Genomic DNA, 23379 nt, shown 5'->3' with positions numbered 1-23379 from the left:
AATAACACCCACTATATATAAAAAGTAAGATAGCAAAAGGTATACATCATTTTTTCAACATGCTAAAATAGACGTTATGTAAAAAGAGCGGAGAGTGAACAATGAGTAAGCGTGATTACTATGAAGTGCTTGGCCTAAGTAAAGGTGCAAGTAAAGATGAAATAAAAAAAGCATACCGAAAATTATCAAAACAGTATCACCCTGATTTAAACAAAGAAGAGGGGGCAGACGTAAAGTTCAAAGAAGTAGCTGAAGCATATGAAGTGCTATCTGATGATCAAAAGCGTGCCCGCTACGATCAGTTTGGTCATGAAGATCCGAATGCTGGCTTTGGCGGCGGTGGCTTCAGCGGAGGCGGCGGATTTGGCGGCTTCGAGGATATTTTCAGTTCATTCTTTGGAGGCGGCCGACGCCAAGATCCGAATGCACCACGTAAAGGTGACGATCTGCAATTCCGTATGAATATTACATTTGAAGAGGCAGTATTCGGTAAGGAAACAGAAATCGAAATTCCAAAAGAAGAAACGTGCGATACATGTCACGGTTCAGGTGCAAAACCAGGTACACAGCCTCAAACATGTTCACAATGTAATGGTGCAGGTCAAATTAATCAAGCGGTTGATACACCATTTGGCCGTATGGTAAACAAACGCTCATGTCCAAGTTGCCGTGGTCAAGGGAAAATTATCGTGGATAAATGTACACCATGTCGAGGTACAGGTAGCATCACGAAAAAGAAAAAAATCAAAATTACAATCCCTGCAGGTGTTGATGATGGTCAACAACTACGAGTGGCAGGTCAAGGTGAAGAAGGCTACAACAACGGTCCGGCGGGAGATTTATACATTATCTTTGCTGTACGTAAGCACGAACATTTTGAACGTGATGGCGACGATATTTTATATGAACTAAACTTAACATTCCCTCAAGCATCATTAGGGGATGAAATAGAAGTACCGACAATCCATGGTAAAGTGAAGCTGAAAATTCCGGCTGGTACTCAATCAGGAGCGCAATTCCGTCTAAAAGACAAAGGTGTAAAAAATGTACACGGCTATGGCATGGGTAACCAATATGTCATCGTAAAAGTTGTCACACCTACTAAATTAACAGAAAAACAAAAGCAGTTATTACGAGAATTTGCTGAAATCAGTGGTGACATTCCGGAAGAACAAGGTAGTTCACTATTCGATAAGATTAAGAAAAAAATTAAAGGCGACTAAGGAGTGTATTGCAAGTGAAATGGACAGAACTTTCGATTTTAACGACGCATGAGGCCGTTGATGCAGTGACGAACATTTTGCATGAAGCTGGTGCAAGTGGTGTAGTAATTGAAGATTCAAAAGAACTAGATAAGGAAAGAATCGATAAATTTGGTGAGATTTATGCGCTGAATCCAGAAGACTTCCCAAAAACAGGTGTCATTGTAAAAGCCTATTTATCAGCTTCAAGCTTCTTGGCGGAGACAATCGAAGAAATTAAGCTTGCAATTGCAAACCTTGTAAACTTTGATATAAATATTGGTGAAAATATTTTAACGCTTTGTGAAGTAGATGAGGAAGATTGGTCAACGGCATGGAAACAATATTACCATCCCGTAAAAATTTCTGAGCGCTTTACAATCGTACCGACTTGGGAAGACTACAAACCAGTATCAACGGACGAATTAATCATTGAACTAGATCCTGGCATGGCGTTTGGTACAGGGACGCACCCAACTACTGTTATGTGTCTGCAAGCGCTTGAAAAAGTTGTACAGCAAGGCCATACAGTTATCGATGTTGGTACAGGATCAGGTGTCCTATCGATCGGTGCTGCGATGCTTGGAGCGGAAAAAGTGCATGCACTGGATTTGGATGAAGTAGCTGTTAGAGCAGCACGTGAAAATGTGGAATTAAATAAAATGGATGCTATTGTTGAAGTATTCCACGGCAACTTATTGGATACCGTTAAGGAGCCTGCCGATATTGTAGTGGCGAATATTTTAGCGGAAATCATTATGTCATTTACTGATGACGCATTTTCAATTGTGAAACCTGGTGGACTTTATGTTACTTCAGGAATCATTGGTGCAAAAAAAGATGAAGTAAAAGAAGCGTTGGAAAAATCCGGCTTCGAAATTGAAGAAGTTCTAATGATGGAAGACTGGGTAGCGATTATTTCGCGCCGTCCTTAATTGAATTTCAGAGAACAACAGCTGTTTTGTGCAGCTGTTGTTTTTGTATAACAAGGAGTGAACACGATGCAACGGTATTTTATTGAATCAGCCGGAAATAATGAAAATGAATTTGTCGTAACAGGTGAAAATGCACGTCACATTAGTAAAGTCATGAGGATGGCAGTCGGGGAAGAAATCATCATTGTCCATGAAAATGTAGCGAATATCTGTGAAATTGTGGAGATTGACCAGGATGTACGTGTCAAAAAGACCGGACAAACGATTCCATCACCGGAAATGCCTATAAAGGTGGATATCGCATGTGGGTTGCCAAAAGGGGATAAACTGGAGCTTATCGCACAAAAAGCGACGGAATTAGGGATGTATGGAATGATTCCGTTTGCGGCAGAGCGCTCTATTGTAAAATGGGATGCGAAAAAAGCGAAAAAAAACCAAGAACGCCTGCAGAAAATTGCGCAGGAGGCTGCGGAGCAATCACACCGTACACATATACCGCAAGTGGAAGAGCCGATAAGTTTTAAACAGCTTATACAAAAGTTCGTTAACTATGATGTGATTTTTATTGCAGATGAAGAAGATGCTAAATTGGAAAACCGGACGAGCTTTAAACAAAAGCTTCAATCACTTAATACAAATAAGGAATTGCGCATTCTATGTATTTTTGGTCCGGAAGGTGGAATTTCCCGCAATGAATCAAAGGTACTGATTGAAGCGGGTGCCCAAACAATGTCACTCGGTCCTCGTATATTGCGAACAGAAACAGCGCCATTTTATGCTTTAGCAGCCATTTCCTATGAATTTGAATAAAATGAAGGGATTGATTTGAAAGGTAACTTTCGAATCAATCCCTTTTTTTATGAATGGATTAGTCCTATTTGATTAATTTTATCTCAAATTCGAAATTTTTACTTGTATAATCACACGTATTGATTGTACAATGTTTGTATAACATTTGTAGCCTTTTTAAAGGTGATGGATATATTAATAACAGTCTAACGTGAAATATCATGCTATAAGTCGTTATTTTAACGATTAATATTCAAATAAAGTAATAGGGCAATGAAGAAAGTCGCTAACGTTGTACAACATTTAATTATTTATTTTAATCATTGTCCAATGCTTGGGGTAAAAGGAGGCAGTAGAGATGAAAAAAATTGCGGTAGTAGGTGCTGGACCTGGTGGATTAGCGGTAGCGATGTTAATGGCACATAAAGGCTATGACGTAACAATTTATGAGAAACAGGCCTATGTAGGTGGGCGTACAAGTGAAATTAAACTTGGTGAATATAAGTTCGATATGGGACCTACATTTTTGAACATGCTTTACATTGCGGAGGAAATTTTCGAGTTAACGGGACGGAATATAAACGATTATGTAGATTTAATTGATTTAAATCCAATGTATCAATTGATTTTCCATGATAAAAAGATCAATATGACGCGTGATGCAAACGAAATGATTCGTCAAATCGATGAACTTTTCCCAGGAAATGAAGGCAGCTATGAACGTTATATGGAGCGTACTCAAAAGAAATTGGAAGTTCTCGCACCTGTTTTACAAGCTCCTATGAATCGAATGACAGATTTATTGAATCCGAAAGTGCTAAAAGCTGCTGGGGAATTAGAAATCGGCAACTCGCTTGTAGATACATTGTCGAAGTTCTATAAAGATGAAGATTTACAGCTAGCCTTTACATTCCAAGCGAAATATTTGGGGATGTCTCCGTGGGAAAGCCCGGGTGCCTTTTCAATCCTATCGTATATAGAGCATGCATTCGGTGTTTATCATATTAAAGGCGGTATCAATAAATTAACGGATGCGATGGCTAAAGTCGTGACTGAATTAGGTGGGAAAATCCACCTGAATAGCGGTGTGAAAAAATTAAAAGTAAGTGGGAAAAAGGTGACAGGCTTACTGCTCGAGGATGGTCAGGAGATTGTAGCGGATGAAGTGATTATTAATGGGGATTTTGCCAATGCCATGACTAAATTAGTAGAGCCTGGTGTATTAAAAAAATATACGCCTGAAAAATTGGAGAAAAAGCAATACTCATGTTCGACGTTTATGCTGTATTTAGGTGTAAATAAACGTTTTGATCTTCCGCATCATACAATTTGGTTTGCAAAAGAATATCGTAAAAATGTTGAGGAAATTACGAAAACAAAGCTCTTGTCTGAAGATCCTTCCATCTATATTCAAAATGCAGTTGTTACAGACGATACAGTAGCACCAGATGGAAAGTCGACACTTTATATTTTAGTACCAGTACCGAACAATACGAGTGGAATTGACTGGTCACAAATAACTGCCCCATTCAAAGATTTAATTTTGAATATGGTATCGGATAAATTAGGGATTACAGATATTAGAGAATATATTGAAGAAGAGCGTATCATTTCACCAGAAGACTGGGAACGAGACATTCATGTGTATAAAGGGGCAACATTCAATTTAGGGCACCAATTATCGCAAATGCTTGTATTCCGTCCGCGTAATAAATTTGAAGAGCTTGACCATTGTTGGCTAGTAGGTGGGGGCACGCATCCGGGAAGTGGCTTGCCGATTATTTTGGAATCTGCGCGTATTACTGCAAATGGAATATTGAAGGAACATAAGCAGCCGCTTCATCCGGTTAAACCATTACCGAAAGTTGAACACTATAAACCGGTACGTAAGGATAAGGATCTCGCGCATCAGCCTGCAGCAATCCATATGAACTAATAATCGTATTTTTGGAACTTTTAATTGTGTAATACGTATAACAATATATGCAATTAAAGGAGGCGCTAAAATGTTTAAAAAATTTGCTTCAGATGCTTTAGGCTTATCTGATATTGGTGTAGTTATTTCAAGGGAAGATTTTGACAAGACAGATGCAGATGATTTTATTTTTAATGAAATGGATGAAAAAATCTATTTTCTAATTAAGACGAAAGCGGATGAATATTGCTTTACAAACTATGCATTAATCCACGTAGACGGTGCCAATGCAATCAGTAAAAAGCGTATGCTTCGTCGCTATGACTATGAGTATTTCGCTATTGATGAAGTATTGCTGGAAACGGCGGGTACAATTGATTTAGACGTAGAAATTAAATTTGTCATCGGTAATAATCCTTTGAGCATCGATATTCATAAAAAGTATTTAACTGAAATAAAGGATTTATATAAAGCACTCCATGCTATATCAATGGAACAAAAAGCGAATTCCTTCAATATGGATGCAGCAAAACAGAGCCTGAATTTGGCAGCTTCTTCACTTGGACGTACAGGTGCTGATGGGGTTTCTCCGGCAGAGGCATTTAAAGAAATTACGTCATTTTCACACAGCTGGCTCATCGATCAAAAGAAAGCATTTGTGAAGAAAGATTTTGGAGATGTTTTCGAAAAATATATTAATAATTAACAATAAAAACACTCATTTCTTGTATAGAAATGGGTGTTTTCTTTTCTATCACTCATTTTCCGTTTTCTGTCCGAATTTTAGGGGAAGAGAAACAATAAAGGGATTCTCTACCTTTTTATATATTTTGCATAATGGTAGGTGATGTTGATGAGAAAAAAGTCGCTTTTCCTCGGAGTGCTGCTGCTTATTTCGGTTCCGATAGTGATCTATTTAATGAATAATAAATCCGTTTTAGAAAGTGATGATGTAAATATGGATTCCACGACCTCAAAACAAATTGCAGGAACATCGGTTGAACCGGTTTACGAGCAGGGGGTTGCCTATAATGCTCGTATATTGACCGATACATATGAAGTGTTGCAAAACGGCAAATGGCAGAAAGTGACGATTAAAGGGGTAAATATCGGTATGGCAAAACCAGGTATCTTCCCAGGTGAAGCTGGCATTACAAAGGAAGATTACTCTGGATGGTTTAAGTCGATTGGTGAAATGCATGCCAACGCTATTCGGATTTACACAATTCATCCACCTGCATTTTATGAAGCATTGCTCGAATACAATGAGTCGCATGAAAAGCCGATTTACTTGTTTCATGGTGTGTGGCTAGAAGAAGAACCGGTAGTTGAGCAGTTAGATGTATATGGTGAACCGACGGAAAAGTTCCAAAAGGAAATGAAAGATATTATCGATATTCTTCACGGCAATGCAGAAATTGAACATCAGCCTGGTCATGCATCGGGGAACTATACTGCCAATGTTGCTCCATATGTAATCGGATGGATGATCGGTATCGAATGGTATCCGCGTGCCGTTCTTTCAGTGAATGAAAAATATGAAGGTAAGCCTCAGTTTGACGGTCAGTATTTTGAGACAAAGGATGCATCACCATTTGAAATATGGCTTGCTGAACAAATGGAGTATGCCGCCAAGTACGAAATAGAGGAATACGGTTGGATACGTCCTTTTAGTTTTACGAATTGGGTCACAACGGATTTACTGGGCCATCCGTATGAACCAAGTGACGAGGAAGATATAGCGTCGGTAAACCCGAATGTTATTTATGAAAAAAACGAACTTCAGCATGTTGGTCAATTTGCAAATTATCACGTGTATCCGTATTACCCGGATTTCATGAACTTTACCCCTGAATATTTACAGTATATTGACCATCGCGGTAATCCAAATAACTATGCTGCTTATTTAAATAATCTGAAGAAAGCCCATAGATTGCCGATTCTAATATCGGAATTTGGGATACCTGCTTCGCGCGGATTGACCCATAAAAATCCGTTTGGCTGGAATCAGGGCTTTGTTACCGAGCAACAGCAAGGGGAATATTTAGTCAGTCTCTATGAAGATATTTTGCAAGAAGGCATGCTTGGTGGTTTAGTATTCTCCTGGCAGGATGAATGGTTCAAACGGACATGGAATACGATGGATCTCGATAATCCGGATCAACGGCCGTTTTGGTCAAATGCGCAAACGAATGAGCAGCAATTCGGACTGCTTAGTTTTGATACATTGAAGATAAAAGTGGATGGGGACACATCGGACTGGTCAGGTAAAAAACCGATGTATGAAACCGAACAGCTGAACATGTATATGGATTCTGATGAACGTTATTTATATTTACGGCTAGATACAAAAAATGTGGAATTTTCAAATGATTATTATCCATTAATTTATTTCAGTACTGTAAAATACCAAGGGAATTCTTTATATAAAGGTTACCCGCTATTAAATGAAGCGGACTTTGTACTCACGATACAAGATGAGGAAAATAGCAGAATCGAAGTGGATGCCTACTATGATCTGTTTCAGAAGCTATATGGTGAACGTTTGGAGCAAGTTCCTTTTGAAGGTGTAACAGAAAAAAACAGTGGGCAATTTAATCCGATAGAGTATGCACTGAATAAGCAGCTGACGGTTCCGATACTCAATGAGACATATCCATTCGAAAAATACGAGACTGGAAAGCTGAGGAAAGGAAACGGTAACCCAGAGAGCCGTGATTACGATTCACTTGCCGATTATGAAATCAATGAAGAGGAAGGAATAGTGGAAATCCGTATTCCTTGGCTATTGCTAAATTTTACCGACCCTAGTCGTCGGGAAGTATGGGCTGATTTGTATGCGAATGAAGAAATGACAACGGAAATTACAGATGGGATTGAAGTGGGACTGTTGCTTGTCGAAAATGAAGAAGTGAAGTTGAGTGTCCCGGACAATAAGTCAGACTTGAAAAGCTATACATGGGAAGAATGGGCTCTTCTGGAATACAAAGAACGTTTGAAAGAATCGTATTATATTTTGCAGGAAAAATTCTCAAATATTCAATAAATCATGAAGAATAGGGGGGAACACAGGTGAAGGTAACGAAGAATCAATTTAAATTTAGTGAGGGGATTGAAAATTACCAGGATTTAAGGAATCTCTATAACTTGCAGCTAGCTTATATAAGAAAAAGGGGAATTCATTTTACATTTGTATACGTGAAATATTCAGAGGAATCTGCTGTGAGTTACGAAGAATTTTACCGGTTAGTAGAAGGGAATTTACGGAAATCAGATTTTGTGTTTACCCATCAGTCAAAACAATATGTCATTTTGGTACTGTCGATCAGCAAAGAAATGGAATCCAAGTCATTTCTAAGCCGGCTTCAAACTTCGATGAACCCATTAAACATGCCGCTAGTAGCTGTAATTGCGGAAATTGCCAATTCTACGCATTCACTTGAAGAAATACTAGAAGCTGGAGAATCAAAGGTGATGGACCTGGATTTTTCGCATACCCAAATGGTAGCCATTCCTTATTTTCTTGAAAAAGAGCGAATCAAGATGAAAGTAAGCATCGTAGAAAATGACCATATTACCCAATCTATTTTTTCGAATCTGTTTCATAATTTAGAAACCGAAGAACAGAATTTGGAGGTCCGAGTGTTTAATGACGGACTTGAATTTATCGAATCAGACTGGTATCGAAGTGAGCATCCTCATATCGTTGTACTAAATGATATTTTACCGAGGAAAAATGGCTTTGAAGTATTGCATTATTTGCGCGGTTTACCTAATGAGCAAAAATATTTGATTTTATTTATATCAACTCGTAATTCTGAAGAAGCCCAGCTTTACTGCCTTGAAAATGGTGCTGATGCTTACTTTGTCCGTCCCTTTAACTTGAAAATTCTTGAGATTCGGATCAAAAATCATCTGAGAAGGTTGCATTAATATGATTGATCGTCAATTTCTAATTGGGGCGGTTATTATCGGCATTATGATGCTGATCGTTATTTTTTGTATATTTTTGTATTTAGTCTATAAAGGGATGGAAAGAGATCGGATCAATGAAAAGATGAATGCATATTTCGAACGATATAAAACTGGATGGTATAAATATCTTGTTTATAATGAGCCGTTTGATCACCGACCGGAAAATAAAATTTCAATGAAGGCCATTGATCATTTATTTATTTCATATTTGACAACTGTCAACAACGAGGCGATTCATACGAAAGTTTCCGAATACGCTTCCTTGAATATGCAGGACTATTATATAGAGCAAATAAAAAGCCGTGATCGATCGGTCCGTTTGAATGTATTACAACGTACATTATTGATGGAACTGGACTTTTTAGTACCGATCATTGAGCAGCATTTAAGAAATAAACGCGATTATGACATGGAAGAATATTTACTAATGTTGCGGGTAGTCGCAAATCATAATCGTAATATGTTTTTTGCCCATGTTTATCAACCGAGATTAACATTTGATGACTATGAATATAAATTGTTGTTGTCGACGATTGATGATAGCTATATCGACTATTTCACAAACCATTTTGATACCTTGCCAATGGTGCTGAAACTTGCTCTTCTTGATTATCTGAGTTTAAGTACAAATGTAAGTAATGATTCGCTCTCTTTTTATGAGCGTTTGTTAACATCGGATAATCAGGAGTTAAGAATTCGAGTTCTAAAAGCAATTGCCTCGTTCGGAATGATTACGGATCTGCAACGGTATGAGCACTTTGTCGCTTCTACTAGCTGGGAAGAGAGGCTGATGATGGCGAGAATTTTGCGGTTTGCAAAAGAAGAGCAATCTTATCAAAATCTCCAGCGATTAATAGCTGATTCAAACTGGAAAGTACGTAAACAGGCGGCCTTATCTTTATTGAATATGCCAAAGGGAAAAGTAATATTGCAGCAAATAATCGACAGTAAAGAAGATTCGTATGCGGCGGATATAGCAAGGGAAGTTATGAAGTTAGGGTGATGAGAATGAATTCAGAAACAATACTTTATTGGTTTAACGAAGTGTTCAGTTCATTAATCTTTATATATATGTTATTAGTGATTATGGTCTATATATTAATGTTGATCTTTGCTTTTTTTCAGTTGAGAAAAGACAGGAATTTGGATAAACATTTGGAAAGTAAGGTAAATTTGAATGCCGTTTACTCGAAGCCTGTATCAATTATTGTTCCTGCTTATAATGAAGAAATCGGCATTATCAGTACGGTTCAATCATTATTGACGCTTGAATACCCGCAATATGAAATTGTCGTTGTAAATGATGGTTCGAAAGATTCGACATTGCAGAAAGTAATTGACGCCTTTCAGATGGAACCTGTTTTCCGAACCGTACAAACTCAGCTACCGACAGCGGAAATCAGGGGCATTTACCAGTCAAAGCTCCATTATAATATTGTTTTAGTAGACAAGAAAAATGGCGGGAAGGCAGATGCTCTAAACGCAGGCATTAATTTATCAAGGTTTCCTTATTTTTGCTCAATTGATGGAGATTCGATTTTATCATCTAAATCATTGCTGCAAGTGATGAAGCCAATTGTCTCGTCTAACGGGAAGGTCATTGCTGCAGGGGGAAGTGTGCGTATAGCAAACGGTTCAGAAATTGAGTACGGCAGTGTATTGAAATCGGTTGTACCGAATAATCCAATTGTCGTCATGCAGATTATCGAATATTTACGTGCATTTTATATGGGGAGAATTGCGCTGAGCCGCTTTAATTTATTATTAATTATTTCAGGTGCGTTTAGTGTCTTTTCGAAAGAATATACAATAAAAGTCGGCGGTTACAATAAGAATACGATTGGCGAGGATATGGAACTGGTCGTCCGGCTGCACAACTATTTATTAAAGAATAAAATAAAAAAATCCATTGAATTTATTCCCGACCCGGTATGCTGGACAGAAGCACCCGATAATTTAAAGGATTTAAAAACACAGCGTAGACGGTGGCATCAGGGACTGTTAAGTAGCCTCATGCTGAACCGCGGGATGTTACTCAATCCAAAATATAAACAAATCGGTCTCATATCTGTTCCCTATTTTGTATTTATAGAATTAATCGGTCCGATTGTTGAGCTACTCGGATATATGTATGTCATTTTATCATTAGTCATAGGGAATATATATTTGGAATCAGCTCTTACTTTGTTTGTGCTGTTTTTAATTTACAGTACAGTTATTTCAATGTTTTCTATTTTACTGGAAGCATGGAGTATGGGCACTTATCCACGTATCCGTGATTCCGTGAAACTATTATTGTATTCTTTATCGGAAGTTTTCTGGTTCCGTCCGCTAATGGTTATTTTCCGCCTACAAGGATTCTGGTACTTTTTAAGAGGCAAAAATGACTGGGGAAGCTTAAAGCGCTCCGGGTTACAAAAGTAGTCAATCTTGTAATTTAAGAGTAGTTATTATGGAAAAGGACTTTTAAGATGAAATACGCGTTTTAAAAGTCTTTTTCTATGGGCAAATTATAAAACATGAAGGTTAAAAAGATAGGCTTTACATAGCGTTTTGTGCTATTATAAAACACGTTGATATTTTATCTGCATTTAGCTAATTAAAAACTATGCCACTGGCAAATTGATAAGTGTAACCTTGAAAGGATGATATAAATTATGAGTTACGAACGTACGAAAACCGTATCTCTACATACATTAGGGTGTAAAGTAAACCACTATGAAACAGAAGCCATTTGGCAATTATTTAAAGATCAGGGATATGAGCGTACGGAGTTTGATCATCAGGCGGACGTTTATGTTATTAATACATGTACAGTAACGAATACTGGGGATAAAAAGTCCCGCCAAGTTATCCGCCGTGCAATACGCCAAAATCCGGATGCGGTAATTTGTGTTACAGGCTGTTATGCACAAACATCACCGGCTGAGATTATGGCCATTCCAGGTGTTGATATTGTCGTAGGTACACAGGACCGCGATAAAATGCTTGGCTATATCGAGCAATACCGTAATGAACGTCAGCCAATTAATGCTGTACGTAATATTATGAAAAATCGTGTGTATGAAGAATTGGATGTACCGGCATTTACGGACCGTACACGTGCATCGCTGAAAATTCAGGAAGGCTGTAACAACTTCTGTACGTTCTGTATTATTCCTTGGGCGCGCGGCTTAATGCGTTCACGTGATCCGGAAGAAGTTATTCGCCAGGCACAGCAGCTAGTGGATGCAGGTTATTTAGAAATCGTCCTAACAGGTATTCACACAGGCGGATACGGACAAGACTTCAAAGACTATAACTTAGCACAGCTGTTACGTGACTTGGAAGCTCAAGTTAAAGGCTTGAAACGTTTACGTATTTCTTCTATTGAAGCATCGCAATTAACGGATGAAGTAATTGAAGTACTGCAAAACTCTGAGATTGTAGTAAACCATTTACACATTCCGATTCAATCAGGTTCTGATACAGTATTAAAACGTATGCGTCGTAAATACACGATGGAATTTTTCGCAGAGCGTCTTGAGAAGCTGAAAGTTGCGTTACCTGATTTAGCTGTTACTTCTGACGTAATCGTAGGATTCCCAGGCGAAACGGAAGAAGAGTTTATGGAAACATTTAATTTCATTCGCGACCATAAATTTTCTGAACTTCACGTATTCCCTTACTCACAGCGTACAGGCACACCTGCTGCGAGAATGGACGACCAAGTGGATGAGGAAATTAAAAACGAACGCGTACACCGCCTAATTGCATTAAACGATCAATTGGCAAAAGAATATGCGTCTCGTTTTGAAGGCGAAGTGCTAGAAGTGATTCCTGAAGAGCGCTTCAAAGATGGAGATAATGAAAATCTATATGTTGGCTACACAACAAACTATTTAAAAGTTATTTTTGAGGGCACTGAGGATATGATTGGTCAGCTTGTAAAAGTGAAAGTTACAAAAGCAGGCTATCCATATAACGAAGGGCAATTTGTCCGTGTTTTAGAAGAGCAAGTTGTGGAAATACAGGTATAAACGTACAGTTAAATAACTGACAAATTAGAGTGGAAATGTTTGATGTCACTTCTCTTGAGATTGCTATAAATCTTAGGAGGAGTGATTTTTTTATGTAACAAAAAAATTTGTGAAAGAAGGATGCTCATTGACGGTTGCTAAGCCTAAATAGAAGCTTTCACTTGAACAAGCATATGAATATTACCTTCAAAATATTTTACATCTTATGGGAAAGAAAACAGGTAAGTCAAAGAGTTTTACTATTCCTACAGCTACGAGCACTAGGTAGAGGTGATAGTTATCATCATTACAAGAAGTTAGTCATACCGACAAGTTAACTATTTAGCTTTTTAAATGTGTGGTTTAGTAACTGCCTTTTTTACTTTCCGAATGAAATGATGATTTTTTAAAAAAAGAATGTACCTTCAAATGTAAATATATTATAATAGTTACATTTATTGTTATTTACAATATCATAGAATATAAAAGGAGATGTTTGCTATGTTTTTAAAGAAACTAATAGCTTTATTTTGTTTGATTTTGTTTATTACAACAGTAGTAAATCCTGAGGTGACACATGCATCAAAAAAAATTGAATCAACTATAGTTGCTAAAGTTATTAATTCAGAAAAATATGTAAAAGTAAAAGGGGGCCTAATATTAAGAGATGCTCCAAATGCTCGTGGGGAAAAAGTAACTATTTTAAAAGATGATTCCAAAGTATTTGTTTATTCAACTGATGAAAATGGTTGGTCTCTAGTTAAACAAAGGGGATTGAAAGGGTACGTAAAAGACTCCTATTTAACAACAAAGAGTCAAATTTCATCAACTAGTAGTAAAAGTAAGAAAAGAGTGATTGACTTTTCAATGAATGTGAGTCAAGTAAAAGAAATGGAACCAGCAGAATTAAAAAAAGAAATTAAGGACAAGTATGCTGTTTTAGAATATGAGGTTGAAAAATTTGGGTATACTTCATTGTTGAGATATTACTTTGTTGATGATAAATTAGCATATATTGGTTATGATTTTTTACATAGAAGAGTAAATTATAGTTGGGATGAAATGTCTGAAATATTCGATAAATTAGATGAAAAGGCTATACAAGAGTTTGAAGAGGGCATTTTGGAAAGTGTTAAAGACAAATCTTTATCAAGAAAATGGAAAAAGGATAAGTACTCAATTATCCTCAGTGTTAACAATTATGAGTCTTATACAAAAGCGCAATTAATTTTCAAAAAATAATAAAAGCAGGCTACCCATATAACGAAGGGCAATTTGTCCGTGTTTTAGAAGAATTATTAAATTAAATATAAAGGGTTGTATAGAAGTTTAAAACTTTTATGCAACCCTTTTTTATTATTTTATAAAATACATGTCCAAAAGACTTCTTAGTTTTATTGCTATTCGCATATTCTAAATAAAAGAGGGTATTGGTCATTTATGATGGACGGAGGATGGGGAATGGGACAAGAGCAGCTGGCGAAATTATCTATCGTGGAAATACCGGATGGGGTTATTGGGAATATACATCAATTCAAAAATTTCGATCCATCAAGAATTCTGCACTATGAGTTAAAAGAGGACTGTTTACTAATTTACATGGAAGAGTCAGTAAGGTTGGAAGCGATCAATGAATTTTCCCGCACAATTGAAGATTTCCGCAATGAGGTCGAGCGGGGAATTAGACCGGAAGTAGAGGCTTTTGAAGCATTTGAGTACAATGATGATTTATCAGAACTTAAATTTACAGTGAAGCGGGAATTATTTGATCACGACATTCTCGCGGAAATGCTGGAAATTAGCATAGTAGAAGATGCCATTAAATTTCAAATATATAGTCGTAAATCTATCGGTGTTCAAGTATATTATCTTGATGACAAGACAAAGCTAGTATTTGAACAACGGTTTTATCCGGAATCTAGATAAAGAAGGTGAAGCAATTTATATGAAATGGATATGGATGCTTACTATGTTATTTGTTTTGTATGGTTGCACAGAGCAAAAAGAAGTTCATACTGAAATGGAGCAGCCGACTGTAGAAGTAAATATTCCTCCAGAAGTGGCGCGGCAATATGGTTCATTGAATATTGAGTATAAGGCTTCGGAAGTTCAAAAGACGATACAGCCTGATGGGGTTGTCTCTTTACAGATGAATGAGCAGCAGCTTAGTGAAATTGCCGAACAGACGAAGCAATTTCTTGAAGAATATAAAGAGGTTACCGGAAAAGGTTCAGGCGATGGAGTAACTAGTATTACATCAAATGACACGTATTCAGATTGGGAGATTATATTATCGGACGATTCCCTTATGAAGCAAGAATCATTTGAATTAGCGCAGGAACATTTAATAAAAAATATTTTAACTTATCAATTGGCAAATCGTCATCAACCTGAATTGAAAATACGATATGTACTGAGCACAGGCGAACAACTGGAAGAGAAGATTATACGAACAGAATTTGCCTATTCCGATGAATAATTCGATTTGTCTGACAATTTAACTCGGATAAAAAAAATGCTAAACTAGAAGATGTACGGACAACTAATGAAACATTAAAAGGAGTAATGATACAATGACTCAAAATTATGCGGTAATGATCGATCATACTTTATTAAAAGCTGAATCTACAAAAAAACAGGTACAACAAATTTGTGCAGAAGCGAAGGAATACGGTTTTGCTTCAGTATGTGTAAACCCTACATGGGTGAAGTTCAGTGCAGATCAATTAGCTGGTACAGAAGTTAAAGTATGTACAGTAATTGGTTTCCCATTAGGTGCTACAACTTCAGCAGTAAAAGCTTTTGAAACAAAAGACGCGATTGCTAATGGTGCCGGTGAAATCGACATGGTCATCAACATCGGTGCATTAAAAGATGGAGACTTCGATTTAGTTCGTAACGATATTAAAGCAGTAGTAGACGCTGCAAATGGTACGTTAGTAAAAGTTATCATTGAAACTTGTCTTTTAACAGATGAGGAAAAAGTAAAAGCATGTGAATTGGCAGTTGAAGCAGGTGCTGATTTCGTGAAAACTTCTACTGGTTTTTCAACAGGTGGAGCTACGGCGGAAGATATCGCTTTAATGCGTAAAACAGTTGGTCCGGACCTTGGTGTAAAAGCATCAGGCGGAGTTCGCAGCCTTGAAGATATGCAAAATATGATTGATAATGGAGCTACTCGAATCGGCGCGTCATCTGGTGTTGCTATCATGAATGGTTTAAAATCAGATTCAAATTACTAAATAGATAGTTTTTGTTGACTCTTTTTCAATGATAAGCTATACTACTTTAGTACACATTATCTAAATGTTGATGATTGTATTGACGTGTGTTCGGAGGGAGGGAAAGAGAGATGTCAAAAACTGTCGTTCGCAAAAACGAATCGCTTGAAGATGCTCTTCGTCGCTTCAAACGTACTGTATCAAAATCAGGTACAATTCAGGAAGTTAGAAAGCGCGAGTTCTACGAAAAACCTAGCGTTAAGCGTAAAAAGAAATCAGAAGCTGCACGTAAACGTAAGTGGTAATTTTCCCTGTAAAAACCCTACGTTCATAACACGCAATTTTCAGATTTAACTGAGCAGACAAATGATATAACCCCCAAGCTACTTATGTGGCTTGGGGGTTATTTATTTTATTACAAAAAAAGATTTTTTAATAAAGTCCGTTCTGCTTTGGCATAAACACATTTCCGCAAAAATGAAGATATAAAACATAGCATTTCCGCTCTCCGCCGCCTCGCGATAGCGCAAGCGGCTTGGTTGGATATTTATATTTAACTTTATAACGAGGGTAAAATTTTGGGATTGGTGGGCCTCGCAAACGGCAATAAAGACAGTGATAAAGACGCGTATCACGTGGCTTTAGCGCTGTCTTGCCGTAACCCACCAATCATTCAAGTGAAATTTTATTAGAAAATCTTCCCCATGTTATGGTGATGCGCCGAAAAAATAAAAATATCGCGTAGAACTATTACAAAATATAGAGAAAGCCCAACAATCCCGAATTCAACAAAAAGAGTATATGTATGAATAAGATGAGCCTGTTTAGTAGAATCTAATTAAACGGGTTCTTTTTTTATTTACGAATGAGAATATTTTAACCGTAAATGAGGGTTTTTATTGCAATTTATAGAAAATTATTAATTTTGTGTTCGATTTAGCGTATAATAAATCGGTGAGGAGCCATTTTGAAAAAGGCGCAGATAAAAGTTAACTTTTTTGAAACCTTTTATCTTTTCATCCGTATACCTACTATACATACAATTTAGCAAAGAGAGGTGAGAATAATGAAACGAACTAAGATCTTTAGTTGGATTTTTCTAATGGTCATGTCATTCGTATTAGTATTTCCTTCTTTAACAGCATTTGCGAATGGTAAAGTATATGAAATATCGGTTAACAATGAAATTGAAAAAGGGTTAGTCGAGCATTTAAAGCGCGGATTTGATGAGGCGAAAAGCAATAATGCGGAAGCAATTATCCTCAATATGAATACACCTGGTGGATTTGTCACTGCGGCTTCTGATATCGGTAAGCTAATGGATAGTATGGATATACCGATTATTGCCTTTGTCAATTCTGATGCGCTGTCTGCAGGTGCGTTCATCGCATTACATGCGGATAAAATTTATATGACGCCTAATGCGACAATGGGAGCAGCGGCGGTTATTGATTCTGCTGGAAATACAGCTGGTGAAAAAGCAGAAAGCGATTGGCTTGCAAAAATGACGTCAGCTGCTGAAAACTCCGGACGGGATCCGAAATTTGCCCAGGCAATGGTCAGAAATGACTTTGATTTACCAGAGTTGAGAGCCCCGAAAGGAAAGCTTCTTACATTGACTGCTGAAGATGCCGAAAAGGTGAATTACTCTGAAGGAACAGTTGCTTCCATTGATGCACTGCTTAAAACACTGCAGCTTCAGGATAGTGAAGTTGTAAAGGTTGAGCAAACATTTGCAGAAAAACTTGCACGCTTTATTACCAATCCGATAATCGTTCCTATACTGTTGTCGATTGCCAGTATTGGATTAGTAGTAGAGTTGTACTCGCCTGGCTTTGGTCTTGCCGGGTCAATGGGGCTTGCTTCATTAGGTATGTTTTTCTTTGGTCATCTCATTGCAGGATTTGCAGGATATGAAACACTGATCATTTTCGTCATCGGACTGATTTTAGTCATTGCCGAGCTGTTTGTACCAGGTGGCATTTTAGGTATCATCGGGGGCGCACTAATTATTGGAAGTTTACTTTTTGCAGGGGAAAGCTTCGCCCATATGGCATATTCGATTTTAATTGCAATGATAATTGCAGGTATAGGAATGGTGATACTTATGAAATTCTTCGGGAAAAAGTTGCATATGTTTAATCGTCTCGTACTGAGAGATGCTACGTCGACGGAAGAAGGCTATGTTTCAAATACGAACCGAATTGAATTGATAGGCAAGGTAGGTCAATCTATTACACCGTTGCGTCCATCAGGTACAGTTTTGGTTGGTCAAGATCGTCTTGATGTCGTGACACAAGGTGGCTATATTGATGCTGGTAAAACAGTGGAAATAGTCAAAGTAGAAGGCTCGCGTATTGTCGTGAGAGAATTTATTGGAAAAGGTGGAGAAGAAGTATGAGTATGTTTGAAGATGCAGGAACCATTACATTAATTATTGGATTAATTATTGCATTTGTCATCCTAGCAGTATTTTTCACATTTGTTCCAGTCGCACTATGGATTAGTGCACTTGCAGCAGGTGTAAGAGTAAGTATTTTCACATTAATCGGGATGCGTTTACGTCGGGTAATCCCTTCACGTATCGTGAATCCGTTAATTAAAGCACATAAAGCAGGTTTGGACGTAACAATTAACCAACTGGAATCCCACTATTTAGCAGGTGGTAATGTTGACCGCGTAGTAAATGCATTAATCGCGGCACACCGTGCAAATATTGAGTTAACTTTCGAACGTGCAGCAGCGATTGATTTAGCTGGACGTGACGTTTTAGAAGCAGTACAAATGTCGGTAAACCCTAAAGTTATTGAAACACCATTCATCGCAGGTGTTGCAATGAACGGTATTGAAGTAAAAGCAAAAGCGCGTATTACAGTGCGTGCTAACTTAGACCGCTTAGTCGGTGGTGCTGGTGAAGAGACGATCGTTGCCCGTGTAGGTGAAGGTATCGTATCGACATTAGGTTCTAGTGAATCGCATTCAAAAGTACTTGAAAATCCAGATTTAATCTCTCAAACAGTTCTTTCTAAAGGTTTAGACTCTGGTACAGCTTTCGAAATTCTATCGATTGATATTGCAGACGTTGATATCGGTAAAAACATCGGTGCCGAGCTTCAAATTGAGCAAGCACAAGCAGATAAAAACATTGCACAAGCAAAAGCGGAAGAACGTCGTGCGATGGCCGTTGCAAGTGAGCAGGAAATGATTGCAAAAGTTCAAGAGATGAAAGCGAAAGTAGTAGAAGCAGAGGCAGAAGTTCCTATGGCTCTAGCAGAAGCGCTTCGTTCGGGTAACTTTGGTATCATGGATTATATGAACTATAAAAATGTTCAGGCAGACACATCTATGCGTGATTCTATTTCAAAAGTTTCAAATAACGAAAACCAGGATCCAAAGAATAAATAATCGAGGAAGGGAGTGAGCACTAGATGGAAGGACTTATCATAATGATTATTATATTTGTTGTCAGTTCCTTGTTAGGTAAAGGAAAAGAACAGCAAAAGAAAGAATCAAATCAGATGCCGCCATTTAGCAGTCAACCTGCTCCTCGAAAACAGGAAGTAGAACAAAGAACCGAGCAAAGACGTCCGAAATCTTTAGAGGACTTTGCAAATGAGGTATTTGGTCAGCTTAATGAAAAGGCAAAGCCAGTTGCACAAAAAGTGACTCAAGAGCTTCCTCAAATAGAAAAGCCTGTTATAGAGGCTAAGCGAGTTATAACTGATGCACGTATAGACAATCCAAATAGTGCGCGTTCATTAAAGGAACGTCCAATCGTTGCATTGGCAAAAAAAGAGGCTGAAGCATTCCAGGTAGTGCCGACTAGTCAGCGTGACTTAATGCAAGCGGTCATTATGACAGAAGTTTTGGGTCCACCGAAGTCAAGAAGAAGATAATTATAAGACTACCTATTACTGCGGAAATTACGTAGAAATAGGTAGTCTTTTTTGAGTTAAACAAGTAACGGGCGGAATATAATTACTATTGAATGTCATAAGAAGTGGGTATATAGATGATGAGAGGGGGAATATAAATGAAAAGTGTATGGTTTAACGTCATGATAATGAGTGTGTTATTTTTAGCAGCTTGCGGGAATACTAGTGATGAGAGCCTTACAGATGCAGACGAAACAAATGTTGTTTACGAAAATGATGAGATAATTTCGCATAATCTGGAAGGGGTAACAGTTTCATTAGACTATCAAATTCAAAAGGTAACTAATAGTGAAATGCTAGAACAATCTACCAATTTGCAATCTGGTGATTATCTTCTTGAAGTAAGCGGGGAGATCCACAACGACTTTGAGCAAATGGTTTATTATACACCTCATTTCGATATAGAAACTCCGGAAAATGTGAAAATTGAGCAGATTTCATCTACTGTTGGCGATGGACAGATTTTAGTGAATCCGCAAATGAAAACGAATTTTACCGTTGTTTATTTAATTCCTGAGGAACAATACAATAAAAATGAATCTTTAAATTTACAAGCTCCGGCAGTGTTTAAAGAGCCGGACAGTGAAAGCTCCGGTGATGCACTTGGAGACTCATCAAATTGGGAAATTCCAATTAAATAACTACACATGCCTTCTTTTTCCGTAGCATATAGTGACGTAAAAAGGAGGCTTTTTATTGAGAAAATTATTTCCTGTAAATAATAAATTACAAATCACCTCTTTTATGGATATCCGGTATGACGGGTACTATACGGTAGGAGATGTATCTCCAACTGAATATAACTGTCGTACGAAGGATTTTACTATGCATATTCGTGCCGGTGAGCTGGAAGTTATGCATCTGTTTGAGGAGGGTTTTTTAATTCATTGCAGCAAGCTTGAAAAATTAACGATTGAGCGAATAAAAAAATGAAAAAACCTTATAAAAAGCTTATCACCATTAAAATGAAGCAATCAACAGAGGCCAATACATTTATTACGCTCCTGAAAAAAAATAATATTCGCATTACCCAATTGCGTTTCCCCGGAAAGGAAATCACTTTCCAACTAGCACACAAGGATATGTCTTTAATTCGAAAGCTGAGAAAACAGGCAAAAGTTAGAATAGAGATTCGCTATAGTGAACCGGAAATTATTTTACAAAAGGATTTGAAGACGGGGATAGGTTTAATTTTGCTGCTCATTGTCCCATTATTATTATCACGGTTTATTTGGCAAGTGGATGTAGAAGCGCAAACGGTCGAAATTGAGGATGAAGTAATGGATTATTTACAGAAGGAAGTTGGAATAGAATTTCCTGTACGAAAAAATGCATTTATTTCCGATAATGAAATTCGTCAAACGATGATGAGGCAGTTCAGGGAGTTTTCTTGGGTACATATTATGAAAAACGGCAGTAAAGTGACAATTAGCCCACAGTTAGCACCAAAAATAGAACCGCCCCAAAACTCAAGTACGAATCAATATTTAGTTGCCGGAAACAATGGAGTCGTTACACATTTTCAAATCGAAAAAGGGATTCGCAAAGTAGAACCAAATACGACGGTTTATCGTGGGGATGTTCTCGTGTCAGGAATTATGGAATACGGAGAAAAATCAATTTTAATCGGAGCGGAAGGTAAAGTGTTTGTCGACTATTGGCTTGAAACTTCTTTTACCATTCCTAAAACAATTGAAATGGAAGTATTGGATGATTACGGTTGGAACTATCAAATAAATTGGAACCAAATTGGGGCTTCAATTGAGCAGAAATCATTTAAACCTTTAAAGTCCATTGTGACATATGAATCGTATAGAATGTTCCATAAAAAAACGGAGAAGATAAGTGAGAAGGATATTGAATCAGTAATTTTACCGTTATTGCATGAAAAGATGATTTATTCATTACCGCTTGAATCGGCAATTAAGGCAGAAAAACTTTTGCACGTGTCCGCTGATGATGATACAGTTAAAGGGAAAGTCTTGTATTTAGTAAATGAAAATATCGCAAAACCACATCTAATTCACCAAGGAGAATGAGTATGTCAGAAAAATATGTTGAGCTCCAAATCGACAATCCAAATGAAGCAGTCATGCTTTTGGGAATGTCTGATGCAAATATAACATTGATTGAAGAAACTTATAATGTCCAAATTATTACGCGTGGCGAGGTAATTCAGATTGCTGGAGATGATACAGCAAAGAAAAAACAAGCATATTCAGTATTAGAAGCATTGCTTAAAGTAATACGGAAAAATATTAATATCGATCAGCGTGATGTGACAACAGCGATTGAAATGGAAAGTAAAGGCACGATTGAATATTATGCAGAACTATATGATGAAGAAATAGCACGCAATACAAAAGGAAAGCCGATTCGTGCCAAAACAATTGGGCAGCGTGAATACATTCGGGCAATCCGCCATAAAGACTTAATTTTCGGTATTGGTCCAGCCGGTACAGGTAAAACTTATTTGGCTGTCGTTATGGCCACACAGGCTTTAAAGAATGGACATGTAAAACGCATTATTTTAACCCGACCTGCAGTTGAAGCGGGAGAATCATTAGGTTTTTTACCGGGTGACTTAAAGGAAAAGGTCGATCCTTATTTACGCCCTCTATATGATGCTCTACATGACATTTACGGGCAGGAACAGACTCAGCGTCTAATTGAACGCGGAACCATCGAAATTGCGCCATTAGCCTATATGCGCGGTCGTACATTAGATGATGCATTTGTAATTTTGGATGAAGCCCAAAATACAACACACCAGCAAATGAAAATGTTCTTAACACGTTTAGGTTTTGGATCTAAAATGGTAATTACCGGAGATAAAACGCAAATTGATTTACCGAAAAACACCGAATCAGGTCTCATAATCGCAGAACGGACATTAAAATACGTAAAAGACATCCATTTCCAAATTTTAGAGCAGGGTGACGTAGTGAGGCACCCATTAGTAGCAAGAGTAATCCAGGCATACTCAGACCAGGAATTATAATTTTACGCAAAGAGCAGTTGCACCGTGCAATTGCTCTTTTTGGTCTTATGATAATTTCAGACTAAAAGCTAAAAGTTGCAAAAATAAATGGTATCATTTGTAAGTAGGGAGACTTGGTTCATCATCTGAGATAAATAGAGGAATGAATTTCCGTTATTTCGCAAATAAATTAAAAATAGGTTCATCACCATAAGTTGGGGATGACAAAATTGAAAAATAATATTTTCTAATTAAGTCCGTTCTGCTACGCTACGGGGAAAACACGTTGAAGCAAGTATTTTGTAGGCTCATCCTTCGTTCCATGTCACTCTGCTTTGGCATTAAGTGAATTTCTGCAAAAATGAAGATATAATACAGAGCATTTCCGTA

General features: G+C 37.5%; 23 protein-coding genes. All 23 read left to right on the top strand.

Annotated elements, in window-relative coordinates; all coding sequences use genetic code 11:
* The first annotated feature begins 101 nt into the window (after positions 1-101).
* Positions 102-1223, top strand: coding sequence for a molecular chaperone DnaJ (gene dnaJ / locus MHH95_RS18455; RefSeq protein ID WP_340728811.1), 1122 nt, complete (start codon positions 102-104; stop codon positions 1221-1223).
* A 14-nt stretch (positions 1224-1237) separates the two neighbouring features.
* Positions 1238-2176: a 50S ribosomal protein L11 methyltransferase gene (gene prmA, locus MHH95_RS18450; RefSeq protein WP_191702461.1), complete on the top strand. Its 939-nt coding sequence runs from the start codon at positions 1238-1240 to the stop codon at positions 2174-2176.
* 66 nt (positions 2177-2242) lie between these two features.
* Positions 2243-2986: a 16S rRNA (uracil(1498)-N(3))-methyltransferase gene (locus tag MHH95_RS18445; RefSeq protein ID WP_340728810.1), complete on the top strand. Its 744-nt coding sequence runs from the start codon at positions 2243-2245 to the stop codon at positions 2984-2986.
* Positions 2987-3323: 337 nt separating this feature from the next.
* A complete protein-coding gene (locus MHH95_RS18440; RefSeq protein ID WP_340728809.1) occupies positions 3324-4901 on the top strand; it encodes a phytoene desaturase family protein in 1578 nt (525 codons plus the stop codon).
* A gap of 70 nt (positions 4902-4971) precedes the next feature.
* The gene (locus MHH95_RS18435) at positions 4972-5586 is read left to right on the top strand and encodes a PH domain-containing protein (protein ID WP_340728808.1); all 615 of its coding nucleotides are present in this window, start codon (positions 4972-4974) and stop codon (positions 5584-5586) included.
* Positions 5587-5733: 147 nt separating this feature from the next.
* The gene (locus MHH95_RS18430) at positions 5734-7926 is read left to right on the top strand and encodes a hypothetical protein (protein WP_340728807.1); all 2193 of its coding nucleotides are present in this window, start codon (positions 5734-5736) and stop codon (positions 7924-7926) included.
* Positions 7927-7952: 26 nt separating this feature from the next.
* On the top strand, positions 7953-8813 hold the full coding sequence (locus MHH95_RS18425; RefSeq protein ID WP_340728806.1) for a response regulator transcription factor: 861 nt from the start codon (positions 7953-7955) through the stop codon (positions 8811-8813).
* Between the two features lies 1 nt (position 8814).
* Positions 8815-9858, top strand: coding sequence for a HEAT repeat domain-containing protein (locus MHH95_RS18420; protein ID WP_340728805.1), 1044 nt, complete (start codon positions 8815-8817; stop codon positions 9856-9858).
* A gap of 5 nt (positions 9859-9863) precedes the next feature.
* A complete protein-coding gene (locus tag MHH95_RS18415) occupies positions 9864-11279 on the top strand; it encodes a glycosyltransferase family 2 protein (RefSeq protein WP_340728804.1) in 1416 nt (471 codons plus the stop codon).
* Between the two features lie 233 nt (positions 11280-11512).
* Entirely contained in the window at positions 11513-12874 is a 1362-nt protein-coding gene (gene mtaB / locus MHH95_RS18410; protein ID WP_340728803.1) for a tRNA (N(6)-L-threonylcarbamoyladenosine(37)-C(2))-methylthiotransferase MtaB, read from the top strand.
* A 480-nt stretch (positions 12875-13354) separates the two neighbouring features.
* Positions 13355-14095, top strand: coding sequence for an SH3 domain-containing protein (locus MHH95_RS18405; protein WP_340728802.1), 741 nt, complete (start codon positions 13355-13357; stop codon positions 14093-14095).
* Between the two features lie 219 nt (positions 14096-14314).
* Positions 14315-14779 (top strand): hypothetical protein, encoded by a 465-nt coding sequence (locus MHH95_RS18400; RefSeq protein WP_340728801.1) that lies wholly within the window; start codon positions 14315-14317, stop codon positions 14777-14779.
* A 19-nt stretch (positions 14780-14798) separates the two neighbouring features.
* Positions 14799-15332 carry an adenylate cyclase gene (locus MHH95_RS18395; protein WP_340728800.1) on the top strand — a complete coding sequence of 178 codons (534 nt, stop codon included), beginning with the start codon at positions 14799-14801 and terminating at the stop codon, positions 15330-15332.
* A gap of 94 nt (positions 15333-15426) precedes the next feature.
* On the top strand, positions 15427-16095 hold the full coding sequence (deoC, locus tag MHH95_RS18390) for a deoxyribose-phosphate aldolase (protein WP_340728799.1): 669 nt from the start codon (positions 15427-15429) through the stop codon (positions 16093-16095).
* 110 nt (positions 16096-16205) lie between these two features.
* The gene (gene rpsU, locus MHH95_RS18385) at positions 16206-16379 is read left to right on the top strand and encodes a 30S ribosomal protein S21 (protein WP_004227078.1); all 174 of its coding nucleotides are present in this window, start codon (positions 16206-16208) and stop codon (positions 16377-16379) included.
* 423 nt (positions 16380-16802) lie between these two features.
* The gene (locus MHH95_RS18670; RefSeq protein ID WP_445683031.1) at positions 16803-16883 is read left to right on the top strand and encodes an RNA polymerase factor sigma-54; all 81 of its coding nucleotides are present in this window, start codon (positions 16803-16805) and stop codon (positions 16881-16883) included.
* 257 nt (positions 16884-17140) lie between these two features.
* Entirely contained in the window at positions 17141-18475 is a 1335-nt protein-coding gene (locus MHH95_RS18380) for an NfeD family protein (protein ID WP_340728798.1), read from the top strand.
* A complete protein-coding gene (gene floA / locus MHH95_RS18375; protein ID WP_191698309.1) occupies positions 18472-19479 on the top strand; it encodes a flotillin-like protein FloA in 1008 nt (335 codons plus the stop codon). Before MHH95_RS18380 ends, floA begins: the two co-directional genes overlap by 4 nt.
* A 41-nt stretch (positions 19480-19520) precedes the next feature.
* On the top strand, positions 19521-19970 hold the full coding sequence (locus MHH95_RS18370; protein ID WP_340728797.1) for a hypothetical protein: 450 nt from the start codon (positions 19521-19523) through the stop codon (positions 19968-19970).
* A 137-nt stretch (positions 19971-20107) separates the two neighbouring features.
* Complete coding sequence (locus MHH95_RS18365) at positions 20108-20650, top strand: hypothetical protein (RefSeq protein WP_340728796.1); 543 nt, start codon at positions 20108-20110, stop codon at positions 20648-20650.
* Positions 20651-20705: 55 nt separating this feature from the next.
* Positions 20706-20942, top strand: coding sequence for an RNA methyltransferase (locus MHH95_RS18360; protein WP_191698307.1), 237 nt, complete (start codon positions 20706-20708; stop codon positions 20940-20942).
* Positions 20939-22048 carry a sporulation protein YqfD gene (locus MHH95_RS18355; protein ID WP_340728795.1) on the top strand — a complete coding sequence of 370 codons (1110 nt, stop codon included), beginning with the start codon at positions 20939-20941 and terminating at the stop codon, positions 22046-22048. The genes MHH95_RS18360 and MHH95_RS18355 overlap by 4 nt, the downstream gene beginning before the upstream one ends.
* A gap of 2 nt (positions 22049-22050) precedes the next feature.
* On the top strand, positions 22051-23010 hold the full coding sequence (locus MHH95_RS18350) for a PhoH family protein (protein ID WP_340728794.1): 960 nt from the start codon (positions 22051-22053) through the stop codon (positions 23008-23010).
* Positions 23011-23379 lie beyond the last annotated feature (369 nt).

It is taken from the genome of Solibacillus sp. FSL K6-4121 (assembly GCF_038002585.1).
Lineage (GTDB): Bacteria > Bacillota > Bacilli > Bacillales_A > Planococcaceae > Solibacillus > Solibacillus faecavium.
Note: the sequence above shows the minus strand (reverse complement) of the source record. Positions and strands in the feature narration are given on the sequence as shown.

Bases quoted from the DNA above. Each gene is read 5' to 3' on its own strand.
- MHH95_RS18370 (WP_340728797.1), top strand. From the start codon at position 19,521: ATGATTATTATATTTGTTGTCAGTTCCTTGTTAGGTAAAGGAAAAGAA.
- MHH95_RS18430 (WP_340728807.1), top strand. From the start codon at position 5,734: ATGAGAAAAAAGTCGCTTTTCCTCGGAGTGCTGCTGCTTATTTCGGTT.
- MHH95_RS18380 (WP_340728798.1), top strand. From the start codon at position 17,141: ATGAAACGAACTAAGATCTTTAGTTGGATTTTTCTAATGGTCATGTCA.
- MHH95_RS18400 (WP_340728801.1), top strand. From the start codon at position 14,315: ATGGGACAAGAGCAGCTGGCGAAATTATCTATCGTGGAAATACCGGAT.
- MHH95_RS18435 (WP_340728808.1), top strand. From the start codon at position 4,972: ATGTTTAAAAAATTTGCTTCAGATGCTTTAGGCTTATCTGATATTGGT.
- MHH95_RS18440 (WP_340728809.1), top strand. From the start codon at position 3,324: ATGAAAAAAATTGCGGTAGTAGGTGCTGGACCTGGTGGATTAGCGGTA.
- MHH95_RS18445 (WP_340728810.1), top strand. From the start codon at position 2,243: ATGCAACGGTATTTTATTGAATCAGCCGGAAATAATGAAAATGAATTT.
- floA (WP_191698309.1), top strand. From the start codon at position 18,472: ATGAGTATGTTTGAAGATGCAGGAACCATTACATTAATTATTGGATTA.
- rpsU (WP_004227078.1), top strand. From the start codon at position 16,206: ATGTCAAAAACTGTCGTTCGCAAAAACGAATCGCTTGAAGATGCTCTT.
- MHH95_RS18365 (WP_340728796.1), top strand. From the start codon at position 20,108: ATGAAAAGTGTATGGTTTAACGTCATGATAATGAGTGTGTTATTTTTA.
- MHH95_RS18420 (WP_340728805.1), top strand. From the start codon at position 8,815: ATGATTGATCGTCAATTTCTAATTGGGGCGGTTATTATCGGCATTATG.
- MHH95_RS18415 (WP_340728804.1), top strand. From the start codon at position 9,864: ATGAATTCAGAAACAATACTTTATTGGTTTAACGAAGTGTTCAGTTCA.
- MHH95_RS18350 (WP_340728794.1), top strand. From the start codon at position 22,051: ATGTCAGAAAAATATGTTGAGCTCCAAATCGACAATCCAAATGAAGCA.
- MHH95_RS18355 (WP_340728795.1), top strand. From the start codon at position 20,939: ATGAAAAAACCTTATAAAAAGCTTATCACCATTAAAATGAAGCAATCA.
- deoC (WP_340728799.1), top strand. From the start codon at position 15,427: ATGACTCAAAATTATGCGGTAATGATCGATCATACTTTATTAAAAGCT.
- mtaB (WP_340728803.1), top strand. From the start codon at position 11,513: ATGAGTTACGAACGTACGAAAACCGTATCTCTACATACATTAGGGTGT.
- MHH95_RS18405 (WP_340728802.1), top strand. From the start codon at position 13,355: ATGTTTTTAAAGAAACTAATAGCTTTATTTTGTTTGATTTTGTTTATT.
- dnaJ (WP_340728811.1), top strand. From the start codon at position 102: ATGAGTAAGCGTGATTACTATGAAGTGCTTGGCCTAAGTAAAGGTGCA.
- MHH95_RS18395 (WP_340728800.1), top strand. From the start codon at position 14,799: ATGAAATGGATATGGATGCTTACTATGTTATTTGTTTTGTATGGTTGC.